25 protein-coding genes are annotated in these 22,906 nt (G+C 33.9%); 3 read left to right on the forward strand and 22 right to left on the reverse strand.

What is annotated here, in order from left to right:
• Nucleotides 1-361: 361 nt before the first annotated feature.
• The 20 genes from CW752_RS02170 to CW752_RS02265 form a co-directional block, all read right to left on the reverse strand.
• Nucleotides 362-1,177, reverse strand: coding sequence for a T9SS-dependent choice-of-anchor J family protein (locus CW752_RS02170; protein WP_133121636.1), 816 nt, complete (start codon nucleotides 1,175-1,177; stop codon nucleotides 362-364).
• 324 nt (nucleotides 1,178-1,501) lie between these two features.
• On the reverse strand, nucleotides 1,502-2,326 hold the full coding sequence (locus tag CW752_RS02175) for a T9SS-dependent choice-of-anchor J family protein (protein WP_101238155.1): 825 nt from the start codon (nucleotides 2,324-2,326) through the stop codon (nucleotides 1,502-1,504).
• A gap of 284 nt (nucleotides 2,327-2,610) precedes the next feature.
• Nucleotides 2,611-2,865, reverse strand: coding sequence for a hypothetical protein (locus tag CW752_RS02180; RefSeq protein WP_101238156.1), 255 nt, complete (start codon nucleotides 2,863-2,865; stop codon nucleotides 2,611-2,613).
• Between the two features lie 278 nt (nucleotides 2,866-3,143).
• Nucleotides 3,144-3,950: a T9SS-dependent choice-of-anchor J family protein gene (locus CW752_RS02185; RefSeq protein ID WP_101238157.1), complete on the reverse strand. Its 807-nt coding sequence runs from the start codon at nucleotides 3,948-3,950 to the stop codon at nucleotides 3,144-3,146.
• A gap of 473 nt (nucleotides 3,951-4,423) precedes the next feature.
• Nucleotides 4,424-5,803 (reverse strand): dipeptidase, encoded by a 1,380-nt coding sequence (locus CW752_RS02190; RefSeq protein WP_101238158.1) that lies wholly within the window; start codon nucleotides 5,801-5,803, stop codon nucleotides 4,424-4,426.
• A gap of 167 nt (nucleotides 5,804-5,970) precedes the next feature.
• Nucleotides 5,971-6,252: a hypothetical protein gene (locus CW752_RS02195; RefSeq protein ID WP_101238159.1), complete on the reverse strand. Its 282-nt coding sequence runs from the start codon at nucleotides 6,250-6,252 to the stop codon at nucleotides 5,971-5,973.
• Between the two features lie 137 nt (nucleotides 6,253-6,389).
• The gene (locus CW752_RS02200) at nucleotides 6,390-7,538 is read right to left on the reverse strand and encodes a class I SAM-dependent methyltransferase (protein WP_101238160.1); all 1,149 of its coding nucleotides are present in this window, start codon (nucleotides 7,536-7,538) and stop codon (nucleotides 6,390-6,392) included.
• A 30-nt stretch (nucleotides 7,539-7,568) separates the two neighbouring features.
• A complete protein-coding gene (locus tag CW752_RS02205; protein WP_101238161.1) occupies nucleotides 7,569-7,952 on the reverse strand; it encodes a GxxExxY protein in 384 nt (127 codons plus the stop codon).
• A 76-nt stretch (nucleotides 7,953-8,028) separates the two neighbouring features.
• Nucleotides 8,029-9,192: a methylmalonyl-CoA mutase family protein gene (locus tag CW752_RS02210; RefSeq protein ID WP_101238162.1), complete on the reverse strand. Its 1,164-nt coding sequence runs from the start codon at nucleotides 9,190-9,192 to the stop codon at nucleotides 8,029-8,031.
• 90 nt (nucleotides 9,193-9,282) lie between these two features.
• On the reverse strand, nucleotides 9,283-9,639 hold the full coding sequence (locus CW752_RS02215; RefSeq protein ID WP_101238163.1) for an FtsB family cell division protein: 357 nt from the start codon (nucleotides 9,637-9,639) through the stop codon (nucleotides 9,283-9,285).
• 4 nt (nucleotides 9,640-9,643) lie between these two features.
• Entirely contained in the window at nucleotides 9,644-10,258 is a 615-nt protein-coding gene (gene udk / locus CW752_RS02220; protein ID WP_101238164.1) for a uridine kinase, read from the reverse strand.
• Between the two features lie 209 nt (nucleotides 10,259-10,467).
• Nucleotides 10,468-10,773 carry an ATP-dependent Clp protease adaptor ClpS gene (locus CW752_RS02225; RefSeq protein WP_101238165.1) on the reverse strand — a complete coding sequence of 102 codons (306 nt, stop codon included), beginning with the start codon at nucleotides 10,771-10,773 and terminating at the stop codon, nucleotides 10,468-10,470.
• A gap of 12 nt (nucleotides 10,774-10,785) precedes the next feature.
• Nucleotides 10,786-12,144, reverse strand: coding sequence for a hemolysin family protein (locus tag CW752_RS02230; protein ID WP_101238166.1), 1,359 nt, complete (start codon nucleotides 12,142-12,144; stop codon nucleotides 10,786-10,788).
• A 273-nt stretch (nucleotides 12,145-12,417) separates the two neighbouring features.
• Complete coding sequence (gene atpG, locus CW752_RS02235) at nucleotides 12,418-13,281, reverse strand: ATP synthase F1 subunit gamma (RefSeq protein ID WP_101238167.1); 864 nt, start codon at nucleotides 13,279-13,281, stop codon at nucleotides 12,418-12,420.
• Nucleotides 13,282-13,358: 77 nt separating this feature from the next.
• Complete coding sequence (gene atpA, locus CW752_RS02240) at nucleotides 13,359-14,936, reverse strand: F0F1 ATP synthase subunit alpha (RefSeq protein WP_101238168.1); 1,578 nt, start codon at nucleotides 14,934-14,936, stop codon at nucleotides 13,359-13,361.
• Between the two features lie 16 nt (nucleotides 14,937-14,952).
• Complete coding sequence (gene atpH / locus CW752_RS02245) at nucleotides 14,953-15,492, reverse strand: ATP synthase F1 subunit delta (protein ID WP_101238169.1); 540 nt, start codon at nucleotides 15,490-15,492, stop codon at nucleotides 14,953-14,955.
• A gap of 2 nt (nucleotides 15,493-15,494) precedes the next feature.
• The gene (locus CW752_RS02250; protein WP_027372518.1) at nucleotides 15,495-15,992 is read right to left on the reverse strand and encodes a F0F1 ATP synthase subunit B; all 498 of its coding nucleotides are present in this window, start codon (nucleotides 15,990-15,992) and stop codon (nucleotides 15,495-15,497) included.
• An 82-nt stretch (nucleotides 15,993-16,074) separates the two neighbouring features.
• Nucleotides 16,075-16,269 carry an ATP synthase F0 subunit C gene (gene atpE, locus CW752_RS02255; RefSeq protein WP_002979108.1) on the reverse strand — a complete coding sequence of 65 codons (195 nt, stop codon included), beginning with the start codon at nucleotides 16,267-16,269 and terminating at the stop codon, nucleotides 16,075-16,077.
• 50 nt (nucleotides 16,270-16,319) lie between these two features.
• The gene (gene atpB, locus CW752_RS02260; protein WP_101238170.1) at nucleotides 16,320-17,417 is read right to left on the reverse strand and encodes a F0F1 ATP synthase subunit A; all 1,098 of its coding nucleotides are present in this window, start codon (nucleotides 17,415-17,417) and stop codon (nucleotides 16,320-16,322) included.
• Nucleotides 17,418-17,476: 59 nt separating this feature from the next.
• Nucleotides 17,477-17,848, reverse strand: a complete 372-nt coding sequence (locus CW752_RS02265) for a hypothetical protein (RefSeq protein ID WP_101238171.1) — start codon at nucleotides 17,846-17,848, stop codon at nucleotides 17,477-17,479.
• A gap of 477 nt (nucleotides 17,849-18,325) precedes the next feature.
• Here CW752_RS02265 and CW752_RS02270 point away from each other — a divergent pair, with 477 nt between their 5' ends.
• The 3 genes from CW752_RS02270 to ffh all read left to right on the forward strand — a co-directional run bounded on the left by CW752_RS02270 (nucleotide 18,326) and on the right by ffh (nucleotide 21,310).
• The gene (locus tag CW752_RS02270; protein ID WP_101238172.1) at nucleotides 18,326-18,544 is read left to right on the forward strand and encodes a hypothetical protein; all 219 of its coding nucleotides are present in this window, start codon (nucleotides 18,326-18,328) and stop codon (nucleotides 18,542-18,544) included.
• 64 nt (nucleotides 18,545-18,608) lie between these two features.
• A complete protein-coding gene (locus CW752_RS02275) occupies nucleotides 18,609-19,865 on the forward strand; it encodes a radical SAM protein (RefSeq protein WP_101238173.1) in 1,257 nt (418 codons plus the stop codon).
• 83 nt (nucleotides 19,866-19,948) lie between these two features.
• Nucleotides 19,949-21,310: a signal recognition particle protein gene (gene ffh, locus CW752_RS02280; protein ID WP_101238174.1), complete on the forward strand. Its 1,362-nt coding sequence runs from the start codon at nucleotides 19,949-19,951 to the stop codon at nucleotides 21,308-21,310.
• An 80-nt stretch (nucleotides 21,311-21,390) separates the two neighbouring features.
• Here the strand turns inward: ffh and CW752_RS02285 are convergent, their stop codons facing one another.
• Both CW752_RS02285 and CW752_RS02290 read right to left on the reverse strand, forming a co-directional pair.
• Entirely contained in the window at nucleotides 21,391-22,035 is a 645-nt protein-coding gene (locus tag CW752_RS02285) for an OmpW family outer membrane protein (RefSeq protein WP_101238175.1), read from the reverse strand.
• Nucleotides 22,036-22,222: 187 nt separating this feature from the next.
• Complete coding sequence (locus tag CW752_RS02290) at nucleotides 22,223-22,882, reverse strand: outer membrane beta-barrel protein (protein WP_101238176.1); 660 nt, start codon at nucleotides 22,880-22,882, stop codon at nucleotides 22,223-22,225.
• Between the last annotated feature and the right edge of the window lie 24 nt (nucleotides 22,883-22,906).

The raw sequence follows: 22,906 nt of genomic DNA on the forward strand, positions 1-22,906 counted from the left end.
TTTTGAAAATATGTCTTGCTTCCATCCTCCATCTTAACTAGTGTATTTTTTAGTTTATATTTTAATTTCTGATACCAAATTACATATACCACCCATAAAAACAAACTTTAAATAAAAAAAAGCCCCAGAAAACTTAAATGCGTTATTAATTTGTCATTGAATAGATTATTTTCCATGACTTATCCCAAATTTTATAAAACAATAAAGCATTTCGATATCGAAATGCTTTATTAACGAAGGAGCTCTATGTGAAAAATTGTTTTTTTTAATTATTCTCAGGGAATAACAACGATATTTTTTAATAAAATACATTATTGCTTAAAGAAGCACCCAGCCGATAGCTATTGATAATGCTAACAAGTTATTTTTTAATAATTTTTTGAGAATAGGTTTTATTTTCGCTTGTTACCTTGAGCATATAAGCTCCCGACTTTAAATTTCTAACATCAACCCTATTTTCATTGAATCCTGTATTCATTTTTCTTCCCACTATATCAAAAACTTCCGCTTTAGTAATTTTTGATTTGGATTTTAGAAAAACATAATCTGAAGCAGGATTAGGATAAATTCCAAGCTGATTGTCTGAAATCACTTCTGAAGTAGCCAAAACCTGTTGTCGAGTGATACGAATAGTATCAAGCATTAGCATTGACACGGAAACAGAACTATTAAATTGTCTGAAATAAATTTTAACAGTTTGTCCTGCAAAAGCAGATAAATCTACATTCTTTGCTATCGCAACATTCGTAACTGAAATATCTTCTTCTAAACTAGGTGCTGCCGTATTCACAAATGCACTTGTAGCCGGAAGTACATATACTGCATAATGATTATTTAAAGGATCAGGTTGTCCTTCAATCCTGCCAATTAAAAATGATAAGGAATAATTACTTCCTGCCGGTAAAGCTATTTCTGGCGAAATCAATAAAACATCAGAAGTTGTAGATGATATAATCGTTGCTGTCTTTCCTGAAAATCCTAAAGCATTTGAAAAAGGCATATCACCCCCCATCCAAGGTAAATTAATTGCTGTGGGATCAGTAGAGGCAGAACTCCACCCTGCCGGCAGGCTTGGCTCTGTGAGTGATTCGAAAGTTTCCTCAAAAGTAATGGTCTGAGCAGACGCAGAAAACATCATCCCTAATAAAATCAGGGTACATAGTAGTACTTTTTTCATAAATGTGTTTTTTAGTTTATATTTTAATTTCTGATACCAAATTACATATACCACCCATAAAAACAAATTTTAAATAAAGAAAAAGACCCAGAAGACTCAAATGCGTTATTAATTTGTCATTGAATAGATTATTTTCCATGACTTATCCCAAATTTTATAAAACAATAAAGCATTTCGATATCGAAATGCTTTATTAACGAAGGAGCTCTATGTGAAAAATTGTTTTTTTTAATTATTCTCAGGGAATAACAACGATATTTTTTAATAAAATACATTATTGCTTAAAGAAGCACCCAGCCGATAGCTATTGATAATGCTAACAAGTTATTTTTTAATAATTTTTTGAGAATAGGTTTTATTTTCGCTTGTTACCTTAAGCATATAAGCTCCCGACTTTAAATTTCTAACATCAACCCTATTTTCATTGAATCCTACATTCATTTTTCTTCCCGCTATATCAAAAACTTCCGCTTTAGTAATTTTCGATTTGGATTTTAGAAAAACATAATCTGAAGTAGGATTAGGATAAATACCAACCTTTGCATTTGAATTCACTTCTGATGTTGCTAATACTTGTTGTTGAGTAATACGAACGTCATCCATCATTAGCATACTTCCGTATGAAGCAGGACCATTAAATTGCCTGAAATGCATTTTAATATTTTGTCCGGCATAATTTGATAAATTAACAGTTCTTAGATTGGGATTAGAAAGAAGACTGCTAACTGTTTCTTCAAAAATTGGAGTTTCATTACCTGTAAATACACCTGTTGCCGGTAATATATAAAGAGCATAATGATTTTCAGAAGGATATGGTGCATCTTGTGTTGCTCCAATCACTCCTATTTGATAAGTTAGAGAATAAGAACTATTTCCTTGCAAATTGATTACAGGAGAAGATAGTAGATGATCACCGGAAGAGTTTATTGAAACCGTAGCTACAAATCGACCTGTCATTCCACCTCCCATATTAGGTGCATTATCAATAACAGCCCATTTACTTCCTTCCCCATCCCTATCTACCATTGCCCATCCAGTAGGAAGATTAGGACTTGCTGTAGTTTCAAATGTTTCTTCAAAAATTGTGGTTTGTGCATTAAATTGGAGTCCAATACTCAATAGCACGATCGAAAATAATGTTTTCTTCATAAACTGTTTTTTTAATTTTCTGTTGTTTTTTAATTTCGAACTAAATTATAAACATCATAAACAAAAACCAACTTGAGCAAATAAAAAATCACAAAATACCCTAAAAAAGATATTAATTTGCTTAAAAATAGATTATTTTAAACATTTTTAAATAATTTATATAAAAACAATAATGCGTTCCGATATCGGAACGCATTGCCAGTTAGTCGATTTTATATAAAAACAAATGTTGTTTTGAATAATTATCAAATATTAAGACATTTTTTTATATATAAAAAATTAAATCAGATTGATTGGCAGGTCATTTTATTTTTTAATGCTATTTTTCCTGAAAATCCCCAAGGATCACTCAGTCCAGCGATATCATATCCTCCTTTCCAATCAAGCATTAAAGTATCATTACTTCGATCTACCGTTGTCCAGCCGGCCGGCAGATCCGGATATGTTATCGACTCAAATATCTCTTCAGAAATAGTGACTTGTGCATTACATTGCAGAATCATTCCTAATAATAGGAAGAAAAATAATGTTTTTTTCATAATTGTGTTTTTTAAAGTTTTTTATTGTGTTTATTATTCCAATTTATAAATATCATAAACAAAAACAAAGCGTCCTAAATTAAAATCAATAAAAACCAGTAAAAACAACATATTTCTGTCATAAAATAGTTTATTTTAAATATTTCCAATCAATTCAATTAAAAACAATCAAGCGTTTCGATACCGAAACGCTTGATAAATATATTTATTTTGGGTAATTCCTTGTGAATACAGGGATATCTCAATAAAATATCCTGTTCACTCATAATGATTGCAGGTTATTTTTTAATAAATTTTTGAGAATAGGTTTTATTGGTGGTTGTAATATTGATTAAATAGGTTCCCGGCTGAAGGTTTCTTACATCTAATATACTATTATTCAATGTTGTATTCATTTTTCTTGCTGTTGCATCAAAGACTTCAGCTTTGATGATTTTGAATTCAGATTTTAAATGTATATCATCTGAAACAGGATTGGGATATATTTCCGAATGGCTATCCTGCTTTATTTCCGAAGTTCCCAGTACCCCCTGATGACGGATCTGAACATCATCAAGGATCAAAGTCCCATTATCACCGGAAGAGTTAAACATTCTAAAATAAACTCTAACATTTTGCCCACCATAGCCTGATAGATTAATTGTTTTTAATACAGCAGTACCACCTGTTGATATATTTCCCTCAAGGGCAGGGGTTTCTGTACCTGTAAATGAGGATACTGGTGACTGCAATACGTACACCGCATAATGTTTATTTGCGGAACCGGTAGCTCCTATAAGAAAGTTTAAAGAGAAAGAATTTCCTGCTTGTAAATTGATAAGAGGAGTAATCAGAAGTTTATCATCTGACATACTACTTGCCCGTACACTTACTACTTTTCCTGAAAACCCACCAACTAAAGAGGAAGGTACAGAACTTGAAACCATCCAGCCTGAACCTCCATTCCTGGCTATGGCAATCCACCCTGAAGGGATCTGAAAAGTTGGTGTTGTTTCAAATTTCTCTTCGAAAATAAGAGTTTGCGCGTTGATTTGTGAAATTGCATTTAGCAGTATAAATACAATAGAAAGTAATACTTTTTTCATTATTTTTTTTTTATATAATTAGCATTACTAAATTAAAAACACAACAACAAAAAACCCAATATTAAGTAAATAAAATCATAAAAACACCCAAAAACAATATTAAAAACCAATATTATAGATTATTTTTAATTATTTGTCATAATTCACGATAAAAGAATAAAGTATTGATTATTAAAAGGTTTGACTATTCTTGATATAGAGATCGAATTTCAAATATGAAAAGTTTAATCGGAATTTTTATAACTCACTTATATTTCTAAGCTATTCAATAATTATTGGTTATTTTTTAATTATATTTTTAGAAAAGGTCTCTTTTTGGTTGTGACAGTGATGATAAGTTGCAGAATGAAAATACATGATATATTCTCTTTCTATTCAGTCTGCCCCGATCTTTTCTCCAGCCATGGTTGTTCCGTATATAAAAAAGCTGCTTCATTTCTGAAACAGCTTGTTTTTTATAGGTAAGAGGTGTACTACTTTGAATAATTCTCAAAAAACAACGGAATACTTTCAATCCCTTTATAGAAATTAAATAATCCATAATGTTCATTTGGAGAGTGGATTGCATCAGAATCCAATCCAAAGCCCATCAGTACAGATTTTGCTCCTAAAACTTTTTCAAACATTGCTGTAATAGGGATACTTCCTCCACTTCTGTATGGCAATACTTCTTTACCGAATGCTGTTTCCATCGCTTTTTTAGCGGCTAAGAATTCTTTGGTATCGCTTTGTAATACGTATGGCATTCCTCCGTGGTGAGGTGTTACTTTCACTTTTACGGTATCCGGTGCAATTTTTTCAAAATACTTAGTGAATTTCTCTGTAATTTCTTCCGGGGTCTGATAAGGTACAAGACGCATTGAAATTTTAGCAAAAGCCTTAGAAGGAATTACTGTTTTAGCTCCTTCTCCTGTATATCCTCCCCAAATACCATTACAATCCAGAGTCGGACGAATAGAAGTTCTTTCTAATGTTGTATAGCCTTTCTCTCCTTCAATATTACTTAATCCGATTGATTTTTTGAATTCTTCAGGATTATCCTTCAGTTTATTCATTTCTGTTCTATCTGAATCAGATACGATTTCAACATTATCGTAGAAACCATCAATAGTAATATGTCCGTCTTCGTCAATAAGGTTAGCAATCATTCTTGAAAGCACATGAATAGGATTTGGCACTGCCCCTCCGTAAAGTCCTGAATGCAGGTCTCTGTTGGGTCCTTCTACCTCTACTTCTACATAGCTCAACCCTCTTAAACCTGTTGTAACAGTGGGTTGTTCATTGCTGTAGATATGTGTATCTGAAATTAAAATACAATCACAAGATAGTTTTTCTTTATTCTCGTTAACGAAATCTCCAAGACTTACAGAACCTACCTCTTCTTCTCCTTCAAGGATGAATTTAACATTGCACGGAAGCGTATTGGTTCTCATCATCGCTTCAAAAGCCTTTAAATGCATAAAAAACTGTCCTTTATCATCCGCAGCTCCTCTTGCGAAGATGGCTCCATCAGGGTGAAGTTCGGTTTTCTCAATATAAGGTTCAAATGGAGGCTTTGTCCAAAGTTCCAGCGGGTCTGCCGGTTGCACATCATAATGTCCGTATACCAATACTGTAGGTAGGTTTTTATCTATGATTTTTTCTCCGAAAACAATTGGATACCCTTTTGTTTCGCAGATTTCAACATTGTCAGCCCCAGCATTTCTAAGGTGTTCTGCACATACATCTGCACACTTCAGTACGTCATTTTTATAAGCCGGATCTGCAGAAATAGAAGGAATTCTCAATAACTCAAATAATTCATCCACGAAACGCTGCTTGTTTTCGTTAATGTAATTTAATGTCTCTTGCATTGTAAAAATTTGTTTGGTTAAAATTAAAAAAAATGCATTGCAGGAACAAGCAAAAACAGAGGATTTTTCCAATCTGTTGTTCAGGTTGCCTTTATGGACTGTTTAATGATTTTTTTTAATAAAAAATGCCCCGTAAAAACAGGGCATTGTATATTGTATACTATTAATTAGTGTTCAGCTTTTGGAGCTTTTTCTGCTTCAGCAGGTTTTGCAGCAGTAGTGCTATCCTTTTTAGGAGCTTCAGCTTCTGATTTTACAGCAGCCTCTTCTTTGTGATCAGCAGCAGCTTCATGACTTTGTCCGTGAGCTTCTGCACCCCCTTGAGGGTCATCTGAATATCTCTCTACTCCTTCTTCCAGTTTTATCACGGCTTTGTTTCCTCCTTCCGGCACTTTTTTACAGCTTACAGCTACAGTTGCAATCGCTAAACATATAACTAATTTTTTCATATGTAAAATTTATTTTTTTAAAGGTCATACGAAATCGCTTTATTTTAATCTGTTCTCAGATCTAAACAGTGAGCAATTTCATGCTTAAATTTTTAATTGCCCAAAAGTAAGAAATCCTGCTTTTTTCGGCAACATTTTTAGACTGATTTTAGTATAATTTTTCCTTTTTTGGATTGTGTAAAAATAAGGTACTGTTCTCCCCCATCTTTTAAACCATATTTTTTCTTGATTTCTTCAGGCTTTAAAGGGTAGTTTTTTGAAATAATATTAAACTGTGTTTTCTTTTTAATATTTTTAGAATCAATCATTTCCATTTCGAAACATCTTCCCGGAAAGTCTGTCTTTTTTTCCGCTGAAGTATAAAGATGGGTATTAGGATGAAGTTTTTTTACGCTGAACTTCTCTGAAATCAAGTTGAATACTCCGGCCTTTAAAATCGTATTATTAGGAATATAAATAAATTTTTCAGGTTCGGCATACTCCGAGTGAACTCCTTCTTCTTCCCCAAACTTAAATGTAAAAGAGGGTTCTCCACTTTCAAGATTCACACAATTGCAGGTGATCTCAGGTATATTTTTGTTAGACAAAAATACAACCACTTCTTTTACATCATTTTTTAAAGCAATAATATCGATTCTGAAAATATTAGGCAGCACCGAAACTAGATACTTAAGATCAATCAGCGGGGAAAGCTTAATAACAACCTGATTAGAAATTGAGAGCAACTTTTCCTTAATTTCAAGGATGTTGGGAGATAAATCTTCCAAAAGGAAAACTTTATTTTTATTCTGGTCTCTTCTTGCAGGGTCGAGGTAAATTACATCGAATATTTCCTGATTTTCTTCTAAGAAATCTTCCAGTCTTCTGTTGATAAATCTGGCCTTCTTTCCTAAAACACCCCAATTATGCTCTACAATCTCCAAAAGCTCTGCATTTTGCTCTATTAAAGTGATGTCTTCAAAATTTTGAGATAAATACCAGGCATCAATTCCAAATCCACTTGTAAGATCGATAAATTTTTTCCCCTGCAGGATTTCGGATTTGTAAAGAGCTGTTTTTTCGGATGAAGATTGCTCCAGATTGAGTTGTGGAGGGAAAACAATACCATCTTGCAATAAAAATGGGAATTTCTTTTCCGCCACCTGCTTTCCTTTGATCTGTTGCACAATTTCATGCATAGAAACCTCAGAAAACGGAGATTTTTTTAATAGTAATGAGTGCAGATCAGTTTTCAGATTTGCATTGACATAGGCTTGAATGTCTTTGTTTAGTAATTTATTTCCCACAGATTGCACGGATTACACAGATAATAATGCTTACGCAATATTTCCGTTTATTTTTCTGATAATACTTTTGTCAATATAATCTGTATTGAAATTAACTAATATTCCTAATTTCAGATTAGTCAATTTTAAATAGGTTAAAAGTTGTTTGTGATGAACATTATTTATTTCCGGAATTGATTTTATTTCGATAATAACTCTATCCTCCACAATTATATCTGCAATAAAGCTTGAATCTATAATAATCCCTTTAAATCTTATCGGAATTGCTACCTGCGTTTTAACACTTAAACCATTATTTTGTAATTCAAATGCCAAAACTTTTTCATAAACTTTTTCTAATAAGCCTGGTCCCAACTCATTATATACAGAAAAAATAGATTTTCTGATAAGAAAACTTATTTCATTTTCATTCATTTGTGTATATTTTTAGTTTCTACAGTTTATCTGTAAAAATCTGTGCAATATGAGAAATCTGTGGGAACAGTAAAATTTACTCAAACATTTCTGCCCAACGAACGGCTTTTATTTCTTTTTCGTTGTATAGATCTGCGATCGACTTTTTAATGTCTAATTTAGGGTATAAATTCACCCCAATCAGCTTTATTTTTCCTTCTTCGATCCATTGTTGTTCCTGAATAGCGTGATCATAGATTTTTTTCTGAATAATTCCTTGCTTTAACAATTCCAGATAACCTCCGGCTTCTTCTATTTCTACAAATAGGGCCCATGACTTTTCCGCAATTTGTCTAGTGATATCCTCAATGTAATAACTTCCATTGGAAGCGTCCTCAAATACATTAATGATACTTTCATAAGCCAGAACAATCTGTTGTTTGAAGGAAATTTCTTCCGAATTATCAGTACTTCTGTCTACCAGATAATTATTCGTAAAAACAGCATCAGCACCGCCAATCATTGCTGAAGCAAGTTCAAGTGTGGAACGAATCAGATTATTTTCATTATCTGCAACCGCTTTATTTCGTAAAGAAGTCTCTGCAAAAATGTAAGGAACTTCGTCCAGCCCATATTCTTTGGAAAGCTGATTGAAAACTATTTTAAAAGCTCTCAGTTTCGCCATTTCAAAGAAATAATTTCCTCCTACAGCAATTCTGAAAATCAATTGGTTTACAATATCCACTCCATACAGTTCCACCAACTCTTTAGTTTTTGCGAGAGCAATACCTAGCTGTTGATCAATAGCGGCACCTGCATTCTGATGTAATGAAATATCTACACAAATACTTCTTTTAAACTCTTTTGCCAAAAGTTCTTTTGCCAATTGATCGTCAATTGTTCCTGTTTTTTCATCAAAAACATCAATCAAAGAAAAATACTGATCTTCTTCTTTTGGACTGATATGGCCTGCAAGCTCTTTATTATTGACAAAAATGGTTTTCTGTTCCAGGTTTTCTACATTCTGGTCCAGGATAAATGCAAATACTTCATCTTCCAGGCTTTCGTGGTATCTGGCTACCAAATGGGTACTTTCTTCCACTCTTGGCAGGTTTACCAAAGGCTTCTGAACTTCTGTATAAAAAGGCTTTACCTCTATTCCTTCCAGATTTTCTTTTTCCAAAATCGTATAGATATCTTCGGTTTTAAGCTGTTTTTTTACTAAATTTTCCCAGTTTGGATATGTATTGGTATTTGACATTAGTTTTATTTTGTTTATGAATGGTCAATAGTGAATTTTGCTTCGCAAGTGAATCAAAATTCACTATTGATCTATTCTATTCAAATTTTATTATTTTTTGGCGACTTTTGTACTGTCTACCACCAAAATGAAGATCTCCTCATTCGGTTTTTTCATAAAATAATTCTCTCTTGCATATTTTTCTTTTTCTGATTTGTTGTTCATCAGTTTTTTATAAAAAGCATCATTCTTTTCGTATTCTTTTTTATAATAGTCCAGCTGCTCTTCATATTTATGAATCTCACCATTCAGTTCGTTAATGACAAGAAAGGAAGTTTTGTCAAAGAAAATCATCCATACCAAAAACAGACAGATCGTAATGGTATACTTATTCAAAACATATTTCTGGATAAGTTTGAATGTTTCAGATTTCGGCTGAATGTCTTTGATGAGTTTGTTTTCTTCCATTTTTTTAATGTTTTCTCAACGAGTTTTTAATAACAGTAGTTAGAAAATCAATCGCTACGGAATTCTGTTTCATATTGGGGATAATAAGATCGGCTTCATTTTTTGATGGCTCGATGAATTCCTGGTGCATTGGTTTCAAAGTCGTCTGATAGCGGTGTAATACCTCGCTCAGATCTCTTCCTCTTTCCTGGGTATCTCTTCTGATCCTCCTGATCAGTCTTTCGTCAGAATCTGCATGAACGAATACTTTCAGGTCAAATTCTTTCAATAATTCTTTATTGGTAAGAACTAAAATTCCTTCTACTACCAATACGTTTTTAGGTTCTACAGTGACATGATCCCCTGTTCTGGAATGTGTTACAAAGCTATAAATCGGCTGTTCTATCGGCTCATTATTTTTTAAAGCTTTAACGTGTTTTATCAGTAATTCAAAATCGATGGACTTCGGATGATCATAATTTAAAGCCTCTCTTTCTGTCAGGGTAAGATTTTGATTATCATGATAATAATTATCCTGAGAAAGGATATTCATTCCCTCAATATCAAGCTGCTGAAGTATCTTGTCAACAACTGTAGTTTTGCCGGATCCTGTACCACCGGCAATTCCTATTACAAGCATTCTTTTTTGTTTCTTTATAGTTGGTACAAATATACTATTTTAGATAAAATGTGGCAATGTAAGAATATTGAGAAATTAAAAGATTAAAGCATTTAAAGGTTAAAAGATTTACAGGAAAATCACGAGCCTTTGTTATTTATCTTTTATTACTCAATTTTCATCTCCGAATTTAATAAAAAAACCGACAATATATTTGCCGGTTTTTTATTTTATACGATTTCGCTGGTTAATTCCCTTGAAATTAATTTTTCATGCATAGGCTTCAGAAGATCCATTGAGCCTGTTTTTACAGTGCATTTACCTTTATAATGGACAAGAATCGTGCACTGCTCTGCCTGTTCCAATGTGTGCTTACAGATTTCGATCAGAGAGTCTATCACATAATCAAAGGTATGGATATCGTCGTTATGCAATACAAGTTTGTACACATCATCCGTATCATCCAGTACAAGGACTTCCTCCTCGTATTGACGTTTGGGATTCTCGTAATCTTTTATACTATTATAAAAATTCATTCTTAGTTGTTTTTAAACTTCACCAATTTTATCGGCTAAATGGTCAATAGCATTGGGTTCCTGATACACCAATTCAACGAGCTCTACACTCTTATTATTCATTTTCAGGATTTTAAAATGATAATTATCAAGGTCAAATTCCTGATTTTCTTCCGGAATCTCTTCTAATTCATAAAGAATAAATCCGGCTAACGAGTTGTATTCGCTTTCTTCTGAAAGAGGCAGTTTCTTAGGTAAGAATTCATTGATTTCATCCAACGGCTGAGTAGCCTGTACCCAATAGGTATTATCCGCTATTTTATCAACGATCTTTTCTTCATCATCTTCTTCATCCTGAATTTCCCCTACCAGCTCTTCAAGAATATCTTCCAGAGTGATAATTCCTTCAGTTCCTCCAAATTCGTCAATAACAATAGCGATGTGTTGTTTTTTTAACTGGAAAGTTTTCAATAAATCTGAAACTTTTTTGCTTTCCACTACGAAAAAGGCATCACGCATCAGATCTTTAAGGTCCTCATGATCCAGATCGCCTTTTCTTTTGACAAATTCTCTTATAATTTCCTTGGTATAGAAAATTCCGATAACATTGTCAATAGAATCAATATATACAGGGATACGGGAATAACCGCTGTCCATAATTTTATTGATGATATCGTTCACATCTTCTTCAAAGTCGATGGAAGTAATATTCTGTCTTGGAACCATGATTTGTTTAGCAGAATGATCTGTAAAATCAAATGCATTTTTAATGATCTCATAGTTTTCTTCTTCAATCTCTCCACTATCAGCACTTTGTTTTACCAAAAGCTGAAGCTCTTCTGTTGAGTGAATCTCCTGTTCAGAAGCCGGATGTATTTTTATCAGTCTTAAAAAGCCATTAGACATGGAGTTCATCAACCAGATAAACGGCTTAAAAATCGTATAAAAAACCCTTAATGGAACTGCAGTTGCCATCGTTGTAGATTCTGATTTTCTGATCGCTATTGATTTTGGAATAAGCTCACCAAAAACAATATGCATAATTGTAATTAAAACAAAGCTGATCACCAGAGAAACTGAGGTAACCGTAGCCTGGCTCATTTCAAAATTAAGTGAGTGAAAAATATTTTCCACGATATGATGTAAAGCACTTTCCCCTACCCAACCTAGAGCAAGAGAGGCTAAAGTAATCCCTAATTGCGTTGCAGAAAGGTATTCATCCAGATGTTTGATGATATGTTCTGCTTGTTTTGCCATAGAGTCGCCCTCTGCGGCTTTTAATTGAATTTGTGAGTAACGAACTTTAACAATTGAAAATTCTGCGGCTACGAAGAAGCCATTTAGTAAAACAAGAAATAAGGCCAGCAAAAGCCTGACTATGTCCGAGTCCATTTAGAAGTTGTATAAATTTTATTAAGTACAAAGATATGTAAAATATAAATAACCTGAATCCGCTTCTAATAACTTATTTCAATGAAGGTTATTTGGGAAGAAAAACAAGTCTTTAAAATATTGCTATTTTCTCACAAAAAAAATAATTGATCATCTACTTCATTTTTAAGAAAAGAAGAGACTTTAGACTAACGAGCAGCTTTTTTTAACTTTTTCATCCATAAAAAAAGCACCGACGCTGTCGATGCTTTTGTAGTATGTTAAAATAATTCTTTACGAATTTTTCAAAGCTTCTGCTCCTGAAACAATCTCTAAGATTTCGTTTGTAATAGCAGCTTGTCTCGCTTTGTTGTAGAAGATCACAAGATCATTCTTTAAAGCTTGAGCGTTATCTGTCGCCTTGTGCATTGCAGTCATTCTCGCTCCGTGTTCAGATGCAACTGAGTCTAAGATTGCTTTGAAGATCTGAGTTTTGATAGACTTTGGAATTAAGTTATCCAAGATCTCAGCTCTGTTCGGTTCAAAGATATAATCTGTTTCAACCTGTGGCTCTGTATTTTCAGGCATTGAGATTGGAAGCACTTGTTCTGTAGTTACTTCCTGAGTCGCTGCATTAACGAATTTATTGTAGATAACATAAACTTCGTCAAATTTCCCTTCTATGAAACTCGTCATTACTCCTTCAGTAATATGAGCAACAGTATCAAAGTTCAGATTATCATAAACAGAACTTCCATTAGCATATACTGAACGGCTTTTTCTTACAGCATCGTATACTTTTTTACCTACAGGAAGAACTTCAATCTCATACTGAGATTTGTCCTGAAACTGAAGGTTAAGCTCTTTTACAATTGAAGAGTTAAAAGCTCCCGCAAGACCTCTGTTTGAAGTAACAGCGATGAAAAGTATTCTTTTAACCTCTCTTTTCTGAGCATATACAGAAACTTGATCAGGATCTGAGCTAGAATTTACATTCTGGATAAGCTCCTGTAATTTTTCAGAATAAGGTCTTAACATTACAATTGCATCTTGTGCTTTTTTAAGTTTCGCTGCCGAAACCATTTTCATAGCACGTGTAATCTGCATTGTAGATGAAATTGACGTAATTCTGCCTCGTATTTCTTTTAAGTTTGCCATTAATTTGGGTTCAAAGTTTAAGGTCTAAAGTTTAAGGCTTAAAACACTATATTTTAAACCTTAAACATTGAATTTTTTTAGTTGTATTTAGAAGCTAAATCGTTAGCTGCCTGCTTAAGAACACCTGTAATATCGTTATCGATTTTTCCAGCTTTGATCGCAGCCATTGTATCTGGGTGCTTAGATCTTAGGAATTCGATATATTCGATTTGGAATTCTTTTACTTTGTTCAATGGAACATTTCTTAGTAAGTTCTCAGTTCCTGCGTAGATCATAGCAACTTGGCTATCTACAGGAAGTGGAGAGTTCACTGGCTGCTTAAGGATCTCAACGTTTCTTTCTCCTTTAGAGATTACTGCTAACGTTGAAGCATCAAGGTCAGAACCGAATTTCGCGAACGCTTCTAGTTCTTTATATTGAGCCTGGTCAAGCTTCAATGTACCAGATACTTTTTTCATTGATTTGATCTGAGCGTTACCTCCTACCCTTGATACAGAAATACCTACGTTGATCGCAGGACGAACCCCTGAGTTGAATAGATCAGACTCCAAGAAGATCTGTCCGTCTGTAATAGAGATTACGTTAGTTGGGATATATGCAGAAACGTCACCAGCCTGAGTTTCGATGATTGGAAGTGCCGTTAATGAACCACCACCTTTTACAATTGGTCTAAGAGATTCTGGCAAGTCGTTCATTTGCTTAGCGATGTTATCATCAGCAATTACTTTTGCAGCTCTTTCCAATAGTCTTGAGTGAAGATAGAAAACGTCTCCAGGATAAGCTTCACGACCCGGTGGTCTTCTTAAAAGTAGAGAAAGCTCACGGTAAGCAACAGCTTGTTTAGATAAATCATCATAAACGATAAGTGCTGGTCTACCTGTATCTCTGAAGAACTCACCGATAGCAGCACCTGCCATCGCAGAGTATACCTGCATTGGAACCGGATCTGATGCGTTCGCAGCAACAATTACAGTATATGCTAAAGCTCCTTTATCAGAAAGAGTTTTAACGATTTGTGCTACTGTAGAAGCTTTCTGCCCGATAGCAACATATATACAATATACTGGTTTACCAGCATCAAAGAATTCTTTTTGGTTGATGATCGTATCGATCGCAACAGTAGTTTTACCTGTTTGTCTGTCACCGATGATAAGCTCTCTTTGTCCTCTTCCTACAGGGATCATAGAGTCGATCGCAACGATACCTGATTGTAAAGGCTCAGTTACCGGTTGTCTGTAGATAACTCCAGGAGCTTTTCTTTCCAATGGCATTTCGTATAAATCCCCAGTAATAGGACCTTTACCATCGATAGGGTTACCAAGAGTATCCACTACTCTTCCTAACATTCCTTCTCCTACTTTGATAGAAGAGATTCTGTTTGTTCTTCTTACTGTATCCCCTTCTTTTACTAATTTACTTTCACCTAATAAAGCAACCCCTACGTTGTCTTCTTCAAGGTTAAGTACAATACCTTCTACATCACTAGAAAATTTCACCAACTCTCCGTATTGTACGTTTTCTAACCCGTATACACGAGCAATACCATCACCGATGGTTAAAACTGTACCTACTTCCTCAACGTTGGATTGAGTATCGAAGTTGGCCAATTGTTGTTTTAAGATCGCAGATACTTCTGCCGGATTTATTTCTGCCATTGTATGGTTGTTTTTCTTAATTTAATTGGAAATCTTTTTTAACTTGATTAAGTTTAGTCTTTACAGACGCATCTACCTGTTGGTCACCTACTCTTAGAACATATCCTCCAAGAATTTCAGGTTTTACATTCACTGTTAGATCAAAGTTTGAATCAGCATTTACAAGATTTGTTGATCTTAAAATCTGATCAAGGTTTTCTTTTGAAAGTGGAGTTGCTGTAGTAAGCGTTACTCTTTGTACACCGCTAAGATCTTCAACTTTATTGATGAATTCCTGAGCAATGTTTTTCAATTGGTTCTCACGCCCGTGCTTGATCACTAATCTGATCAGGTTTTGAGAAGAAACAGATAAACCTTTGAAAATTTCGTTTGCTACTTCTATTTTCTTTTTAGAATCGATGTAAGGTGTAAGGAAAAACTTGTTTAAATCTTTAGATTCAGCCATTACCTTTACTACATCTTTCATTTCTGAAAATACAGTAGCCGTTTGACCTGCTTCATTGGTGAAGTCAAGTAAACCTTGTGCGTATCTTTTAGCTACTTTAGATGTAAGCATTCTTAGTTAAGGTTTGATTTGTTTAAATAATTTTGAACTAATTCGTTTTGAGCTTCGCTGTTGTCTAATTTTTGTTTCAAGATAGACTCAGCAATGTTCACAGATAAAGTACCGATTTGAGTTTTGATATCTGCCATTGCAGCATTTTTCTCAGCCTGGATAGTCTGCTTAGCAGCTTCGATCAATTTGTCTCCTTCAGATTTAGCAGCATCTTTAGCTTCTCCTACGATTCTGTCCTTAATTTCTCTAGCTTCTTTAAGGATAGCATCTCTTTCGATTTTAGCTTCACGAATGATTCTTTCGTTATCCTCTTTTAAAGTTTCCATTTCTTTTCTAGCCAATTTAGCTTGATTAAGAGCGTCAACAATAGAAGTTTCTCTGTCGTTAATAGACTTTAAAATAGGTTTCCAAGCGAATTTACCTAACAGAAATAATAACGCTAGAAAAATAACAGACTGGATAATAAATAATCCTGATGAAAACTGATGAATTAATTCCATTATATAAATGTATAAATAATTATTACTTTTTTAAATAATCATTACCTGCAACCAACCGTTGCAGATAATGATTTGATTTTAATTAGTTTACTGCGAATAGAGCAGCAAACGCAACACCTTCTACAAGTGCAGCTGCGATAAGCATAGCTGTTTGGATTTTTCCAGATTGTTCAGGTTGTCTAGCGATAGCTTCAAGAGCAGCAGCTCCGATTTTACCAAGACCGATACCTACACCTAGTACTACGATACCAGCACCTACAATTTTAGGGATTTCCATAATATATAATTTTAAAAAATTTGTTTAAATACTATTAATTTTCAATTTGATTAGTGAGCTGCGTGGTGTTCGTGCTCGTGCTCCTGCACCGCCATTCCGATAAACAAAGCTGATAACATTGTAAAGATATAAGCTTGTAGGAACGCTACTAATACTTCCAATAAATAAATTACTAATGTCAAGAACGGGAATGCTACACCTGCAACAAAATTTTTGAATACATAGATCAACCCGATCAAACTCATTACTACGATGTGACCTGCCGTCATGTTGGCAAAAAGTCGGATCATTAATGCAAATGGCTTAGTGATTGTTCCTAATAATTCGATAGGAAGCATGATCAATTTCATTGGCACTGGTACTCCCGGCATCCAGAAGATATGTTTCCAGTAATCTTTGTTAGCAGAGAATGTAGTAATTAAATAAGTAAGGATAGCCAGGAAGAATGTCATTGTAATATTACCTGTAACATTGATTCCGAAAGGCATTAATCCTAGAACGTTAAGGAAAAGAATAAAGAAGAATACTGTTAATAAATAACCCATAAATCTTTTATACTTGTGTCCGATGTTCGGGATTGCTACTTCATCTCTTACGAAAATAATTAATGGCTCTAAAAATCTTGCAGCTCCTGTAGGAACAACAGATTTTTTATAAGACTTAGCCATTCCGGCAAACAATACCAACATAAAGATTGATACTAACAGAATGATAAGCACACTCTTCGTAATTGAAAGATCCAATGGCTTCACATTAGTAGGGTGTCCATCTTCTCCGATTGTCAAAGTTCCTGCTGCATCTGTCTTATAAATCTTTTCGTGGTGTAGCACATAAAAAGATCCATCTACTTCAGTTGGTTCACCATGCATGAAACCTTCTTTATTACTCATGAAAGCGTGGAAACCGTTATCATAGAAAATAACAGGAAGAGGGAAACCGATGTGGTGACCATCTTTGTCAACCATCAATGTGAAATCATGAGCATCCAATAAGTGATGATCGATGAATTCTTTGTTTTCTTTACTTACTTTGTCTTTCTCTGAAAGCTCTTGAGCAGGAGCCGCCCCAGCAGTAGCCTCGCCGTGCTGTGCAGACACCAAGTTTAATACAAAAATACTGTAGAATAAAACTGCGAATTTCTTAAACATTGATAGGTTTTTTTCGTTGTGCAAAAATATAATATTTTTTCTAGTTTCAATAAATAATTTTACTGTTTTTTATCATGATTAATTAGCTTAATCGCATAGTACGTAAGCAGCGTTGTCAGGACAAAATATGGTATGATAAAATGAAATTTATAGCCCGGAATTGTTTCAAAGTTCAATTTTTTCCTGATTAAGTACATCAAACCGAATTTTAAAAGGATCAAACCGATAACAGATAATCCTAAAAATTCAGGAGCTACTCTATTGATCAGAATAATTAAAGTAATCATCATCATAAACATGACACTCAGGAAAAGATAAAATTTGATAATGATAATTTCATCCAGATGAAAAACAAATTTCCAAAGAGAAAAATGAATCAGGAATGTCAGGAAGAATAGAACTACAACAAGAATATTAGGATTAGATTTCATTCTAAAGTTTATTTTCACCCATGATATAAACCATGGTCTATTTTAATTGATCGCAAAAATAGACTTTTTCTATTGTATTATCGTATGATTTGATAATTATCATTTTTATCTATATATAATATGGTATATGCAAATCAAATAATCTGCTTGACACCGTATTGAAAAAAAATCAGAGAGTAAATTCTACTTTTCAAAAGAGCATTATTGATAATCAGATAATTAATTCTACTAACTTAATTCTATTTGGTCATTGACATTTATAAATCCAGACCTCTTAATTTATAAATATAGAGATTCATTGTTTTCAGTATAGAAAGAGGCTGCGTAAGTTTGCTCAACAAGAATAAAGGTTCTGCCTTATAAAATTTACTATACACCTAGGAATATATAGTGTCTGCTATTTGGACAGAATTAAATAGCTATCAAAAGAATTCCCTGATATAAAATATGGAGTTCAGTATTTTTAAAATTAATAATATGAAATTCAAATTCGATTTGAAATCAGATCTCAAAAAAATGGAAAAGCATTCTGATTCATTACAAGACAAATTCCTGAAAAACGAAATGAGTAAAACAATTAAAGGAGGAGGAGGCCCTCCTGAGGACCCTTATGATGAAGCGTGGTCTAATAACTGGTCGAACCTGGCATGGCCTAATGCATGGTCAAACGGATGGAGAAATGGTATTAAGTGGTAGAAACTAAAAGCATCAATTTTGGGTCTGTTAAAAAACAGGCCCATTTAAATTAGAAAAAATAGAAATGGAAGTAAAAATTGTTGTATTAAAAATTGCGAGCAGATGTAATTTGAATTGTTCTTACTGCTATATGTATAATTTGGGCGATAACACTTATAAAAATCAGCCTAAACTAATGAGCAAAGAAACAATTGAAAATATTTACAATAGAATTATTGAACATTGTGAAGAACACAATATTAAAAACTTCAGTATTATTCTACATGGCGGAGAACCATTGTTAGCCGGACAAAAATACATAGAAGACTTTGTAAATACAGGAAACAGAATGGCTGAAGGAAAAGTAAACTTCAGGTACAATCTTCAAACTAACGGCATCTTACTTAATGAAGACATCGTCAATTCTCTGGAAAAATTAAGAGTAGATATAGGAGTAAGCCTTGACGGTCCCAAAGAAGTAAATGACAAAAATAGATTTTATCACAACGGAAAGGGATCTTATGACGACGTGGTAAAAGGCATCAATGTTTTACTTAATAATAAATCTTACAAAGAACGTACGGGATTATTATCAGTAATGAATATCGATTCCGATCCCATTGAGTCCTACGAGCATATTAAAAGCCTGGATTTAAAGGGTGGTGACTATTTATTTCCTTATGGCACATATGACAATCCGCCATTAGGAAAAACAGAAGGCACTCAAAATACATATTATGCAGACTGGCTGATCAAAATTTTCGATACATGGTATAACGAAAAGGAAGAAACAAGACCCTCTCTTCGGTTATTTGGTGATATTACCACTTCCATACTAGGAAATGATCTTATGGCAGATTATCTCGGAAACAAAAACAATGAAGTCCTTGTTATTGAAACCGATGGTTCTATGGAAGCTGTGGATGGACTGAAATCTTGCGGGGACGGCTTTACAAAAACAGGCGCCAATGTAAGTTCCTTTTCTATTAATCAGGCTTTAGACACACCTCTAGCTAAGCTTTATCATCATAGTCATAAACATTTATGCAAGCAATGCAGATTATGTCCTATTAATGAAACATGTGGCGGCGGTGATTTAGCCAACAGATACTCTACCGAGAACGGCTTTGATAATCCTCCAATTTATTGTTCAGATCTAGAAAAGTTGATTTCCCATATTCAAAACAGAATAATAGACAGATTACCGGAGCAACTTGTAGAAGAGGCCGGAATAGAAAGATTAACTCCTGAAAAAATTCAAAAAATAAGAAATCAAAATATTATTGAAGATACCGCAGTTTACACAGACGAACTATTAAGTCATTTTTATGCAAAAGCTTAGCATTTATAAACATATATCGTCTGCATAAATAAGAATTTTAAAATTAATTCCTTATTTTTGCAAACCTATAATTTACAATACATATGTTTAATAGTTTACAGGATAAATTAGACAAGGCATTACATAATATTTCCGGACGTGGAAAAATTACCGAAATCAATGTAGCGGAAACCGTAAAGGAGATTCGTAGAGCATTAGTGGATGCCGACGTTAACTATAAAGTTGCAAAAGACCTTACTAAAAGAGTTCAGGATAAAGCATTAGGAGAAAATGTTCTTACTTCCCTTACTCCTGGACAGTTGATGACTAAGATTGTTCATGACGAATTAGTAGATCTAATGGGAGGTTCCCAGGAAGGAATCAATCTTTCAGGAAAACCAACAGTAATCCTTATTGCAGGTCTTCAAGGTTCTGGTAAAACAACTTTCTCCGGAAAACTTGCTAATTATTTACAAACCAAAAGAAATAAAAAACCATTATTGGTTGCTTGTGATGTTTATCGTCCGGCGGCAATTGATCAGCTAAAAGTACTAGGAGGACAGATCAATGTTCCTGTTTATACCGAAGAAGGCGCTACCAACCCTTCTACCATTGCTGAGAATGCTATCAATTTCGCAAAAGCAAACAATCATGATGTAGTAATCGTCGATACTGCCGGTCGTTTAGCGATTGACGAGCAGATGATGAACGAGATCAAATCTGTGCATTATTTCATCAAACCACAGGAAACTCTTTTCGTAGTAGATTCCATGACGGGTCAGGATGCTGTGAATACTGCAAAAGCGTTCAATGATGCTTTGAATTTTGACGGGGTTGTTTTAACCAAGTTAGATGGTGATACAAGAGGGGGTGCTGCATTAACGATTCGTTCTGTAGTTGAAAAACCAATCAAATTCATCTCTACCGGAGAGAAGATGGAAGCTCTGGATCTATTCTACCCGGAAAGGATGGCAGACAGAATTCTTGGAATGGGAGACGTTGTTTCCTTAGTAGAAAGAGCTCAGGAGCAGTTTGACGAAGAAGAAGCAAAAAAACTTCACAAAAAAATTGCCAAAAACGAATTTGGTTTTGATGATTTCTTAAAACAAATCAATCAGATCAAGAAAATGGGTAACATGAAGGACTTGATGGGAATGATTCCTGGAGTTGGAAAAGCAATTAAGGATGTAGAGATCAGTGATGATGCATTTAAACATATTGAAGCGATCATCTACTCTATGACTCCTGAAGAGAGAAGAAGACCATCAATCATCAACACTCAGAGAAAGAACAGAATTGCAAAAGGTGCCGGAAGAAAGATTGAAGACGTAAATCAATTGATGAAGCAATTCGATCAGATGGGCAAAATGATGAAGATGATGCAAGGCCCTCAAGGAAAGCAAATGATGCAGATGATGAGCAAAATGCCAAACATGCCCGGAATGGGAGGAATGTTCGGAAAATAATCAAGAACAAGCTATTTACAATATAAAATCCGACTCAAAATTGAGCCGGATTTTTTGTTTTTATCTTTATAAGAGATTCATTATTTATCAGATTTCTGACCTTTAGCCTTGATAAAATAAGAGAACCCAACATTAACACCGAAAGTCTTAACATTAGTCTTAATTTCATTATTCATAAAGGTTTCTTTATTTGAGAACTGGTCATAAGATAGCCCCAGGTTAATCCCTAAAGATTGAGTCGCCATATAAGTAACTCCTCCCTTTACTTTCCACGCTAAACCATCTGTTGTTGTTTCCGTCTGCATCAGAGGATCTATCAGAGATCCGTCATTATAGTTCGCCTTCGTCTTGTTTGATGCATACCCGATACCGGCACCTAAGAATGGAACAAACTTAGTAGAATTTGTAAAATAGTAAGTTGCTGTAGGCATCACAGAAAAATTAGAAATTGTTGTTTTATTTCTCTGATATTTAGTAGTAGCAGTTACATATCCTAAATCAATACCTACGGCTAGTTTATCGATAACGAAATACCCTACGGAAGGAGTAATTGAAAAGGTATTTGTTTTAGGACCATCAACAGATTGCCCTGCAACCTTTACAGTAGTCGTAACGTTATTAAAGCCTATTCCGGTATTTCCACTGATTACCCAGTCTCCTTTAGTCATTTGAGCATTAGACAAACCAAAAAGTGCTACAGCACCAGCTAGTAATAGTTTTTTCATGATTATTATATTAAAATTCGGGTGCAAAGATAATGAAAACTTAAATATTTAAACAAATTATATTATTTTCAATGATTTTATTTAATAAAAAATAATTATTATGATAAAATATTAAACAGAAATATTTTACTTTCAATAAAAAAGCCCCGAGAAAATCTCAGGGCTTCATTGCTATATGCTTTGTTTATTATTTTGCAAATACATACTTAACTCCGAAAGTTACAGAAGATAAATTCAAGCCGAATTTATAATCATTTACCCTCTTAGCTTCATCAACATTCACTTTAGAAGTATTATATCCGAATTCACCGATAGTAGCTTCGATAGACCAGTTTTTGCTTAAGAAATAATCTAAACCTGGCTTCACGTTAACCCCGATAGAAGTATAATTTTTCTTTCGCGCCTCAGGATTAAGTATAGGATCTCCCATGTTACCCGCAGTGCGTACATCGAATTTCTCTTGTCCAAACTCCAACGGAACCTGCAACTGTCCAAAAATATACAACTTATCCGATAATGTCCAGTATTTTCGCACAAATGGAGCTACTACAAATGCATTATCTGTATCTTTGATTTCAAGTATATTACTTATTCCTACATTCTCATATTCAAACTTTGTAACAACATTTTTATAACCTACTCCTAATCCCACAGCCAGGTTTGTATCAACAAAATATCCCACTGTAGGAAGAATTTTGAAAACATCATATTTTCTAAGATTGTTGAAGTTATTATTTTCTTTATGATCATATCCCACTTCTCCGGAAATATAACCTGTTCCTTTAGTGATTTGAGCGTTTGAAAAACCGCAAAGAGCAATAGCTCCAGCTAAAATTATTTTTTTCATGATTATTATATTTTATTAATTAAA

It is taken from the genome of Chryseobacterium sp. PMSZPI (assembly GCF_002835665.1).
Taxonomy (GTDB): Bacteria; Bacteroidota; Bacteroidia; order Flavobacteriales; family Weeksellaceae; genus Chryseobacterium.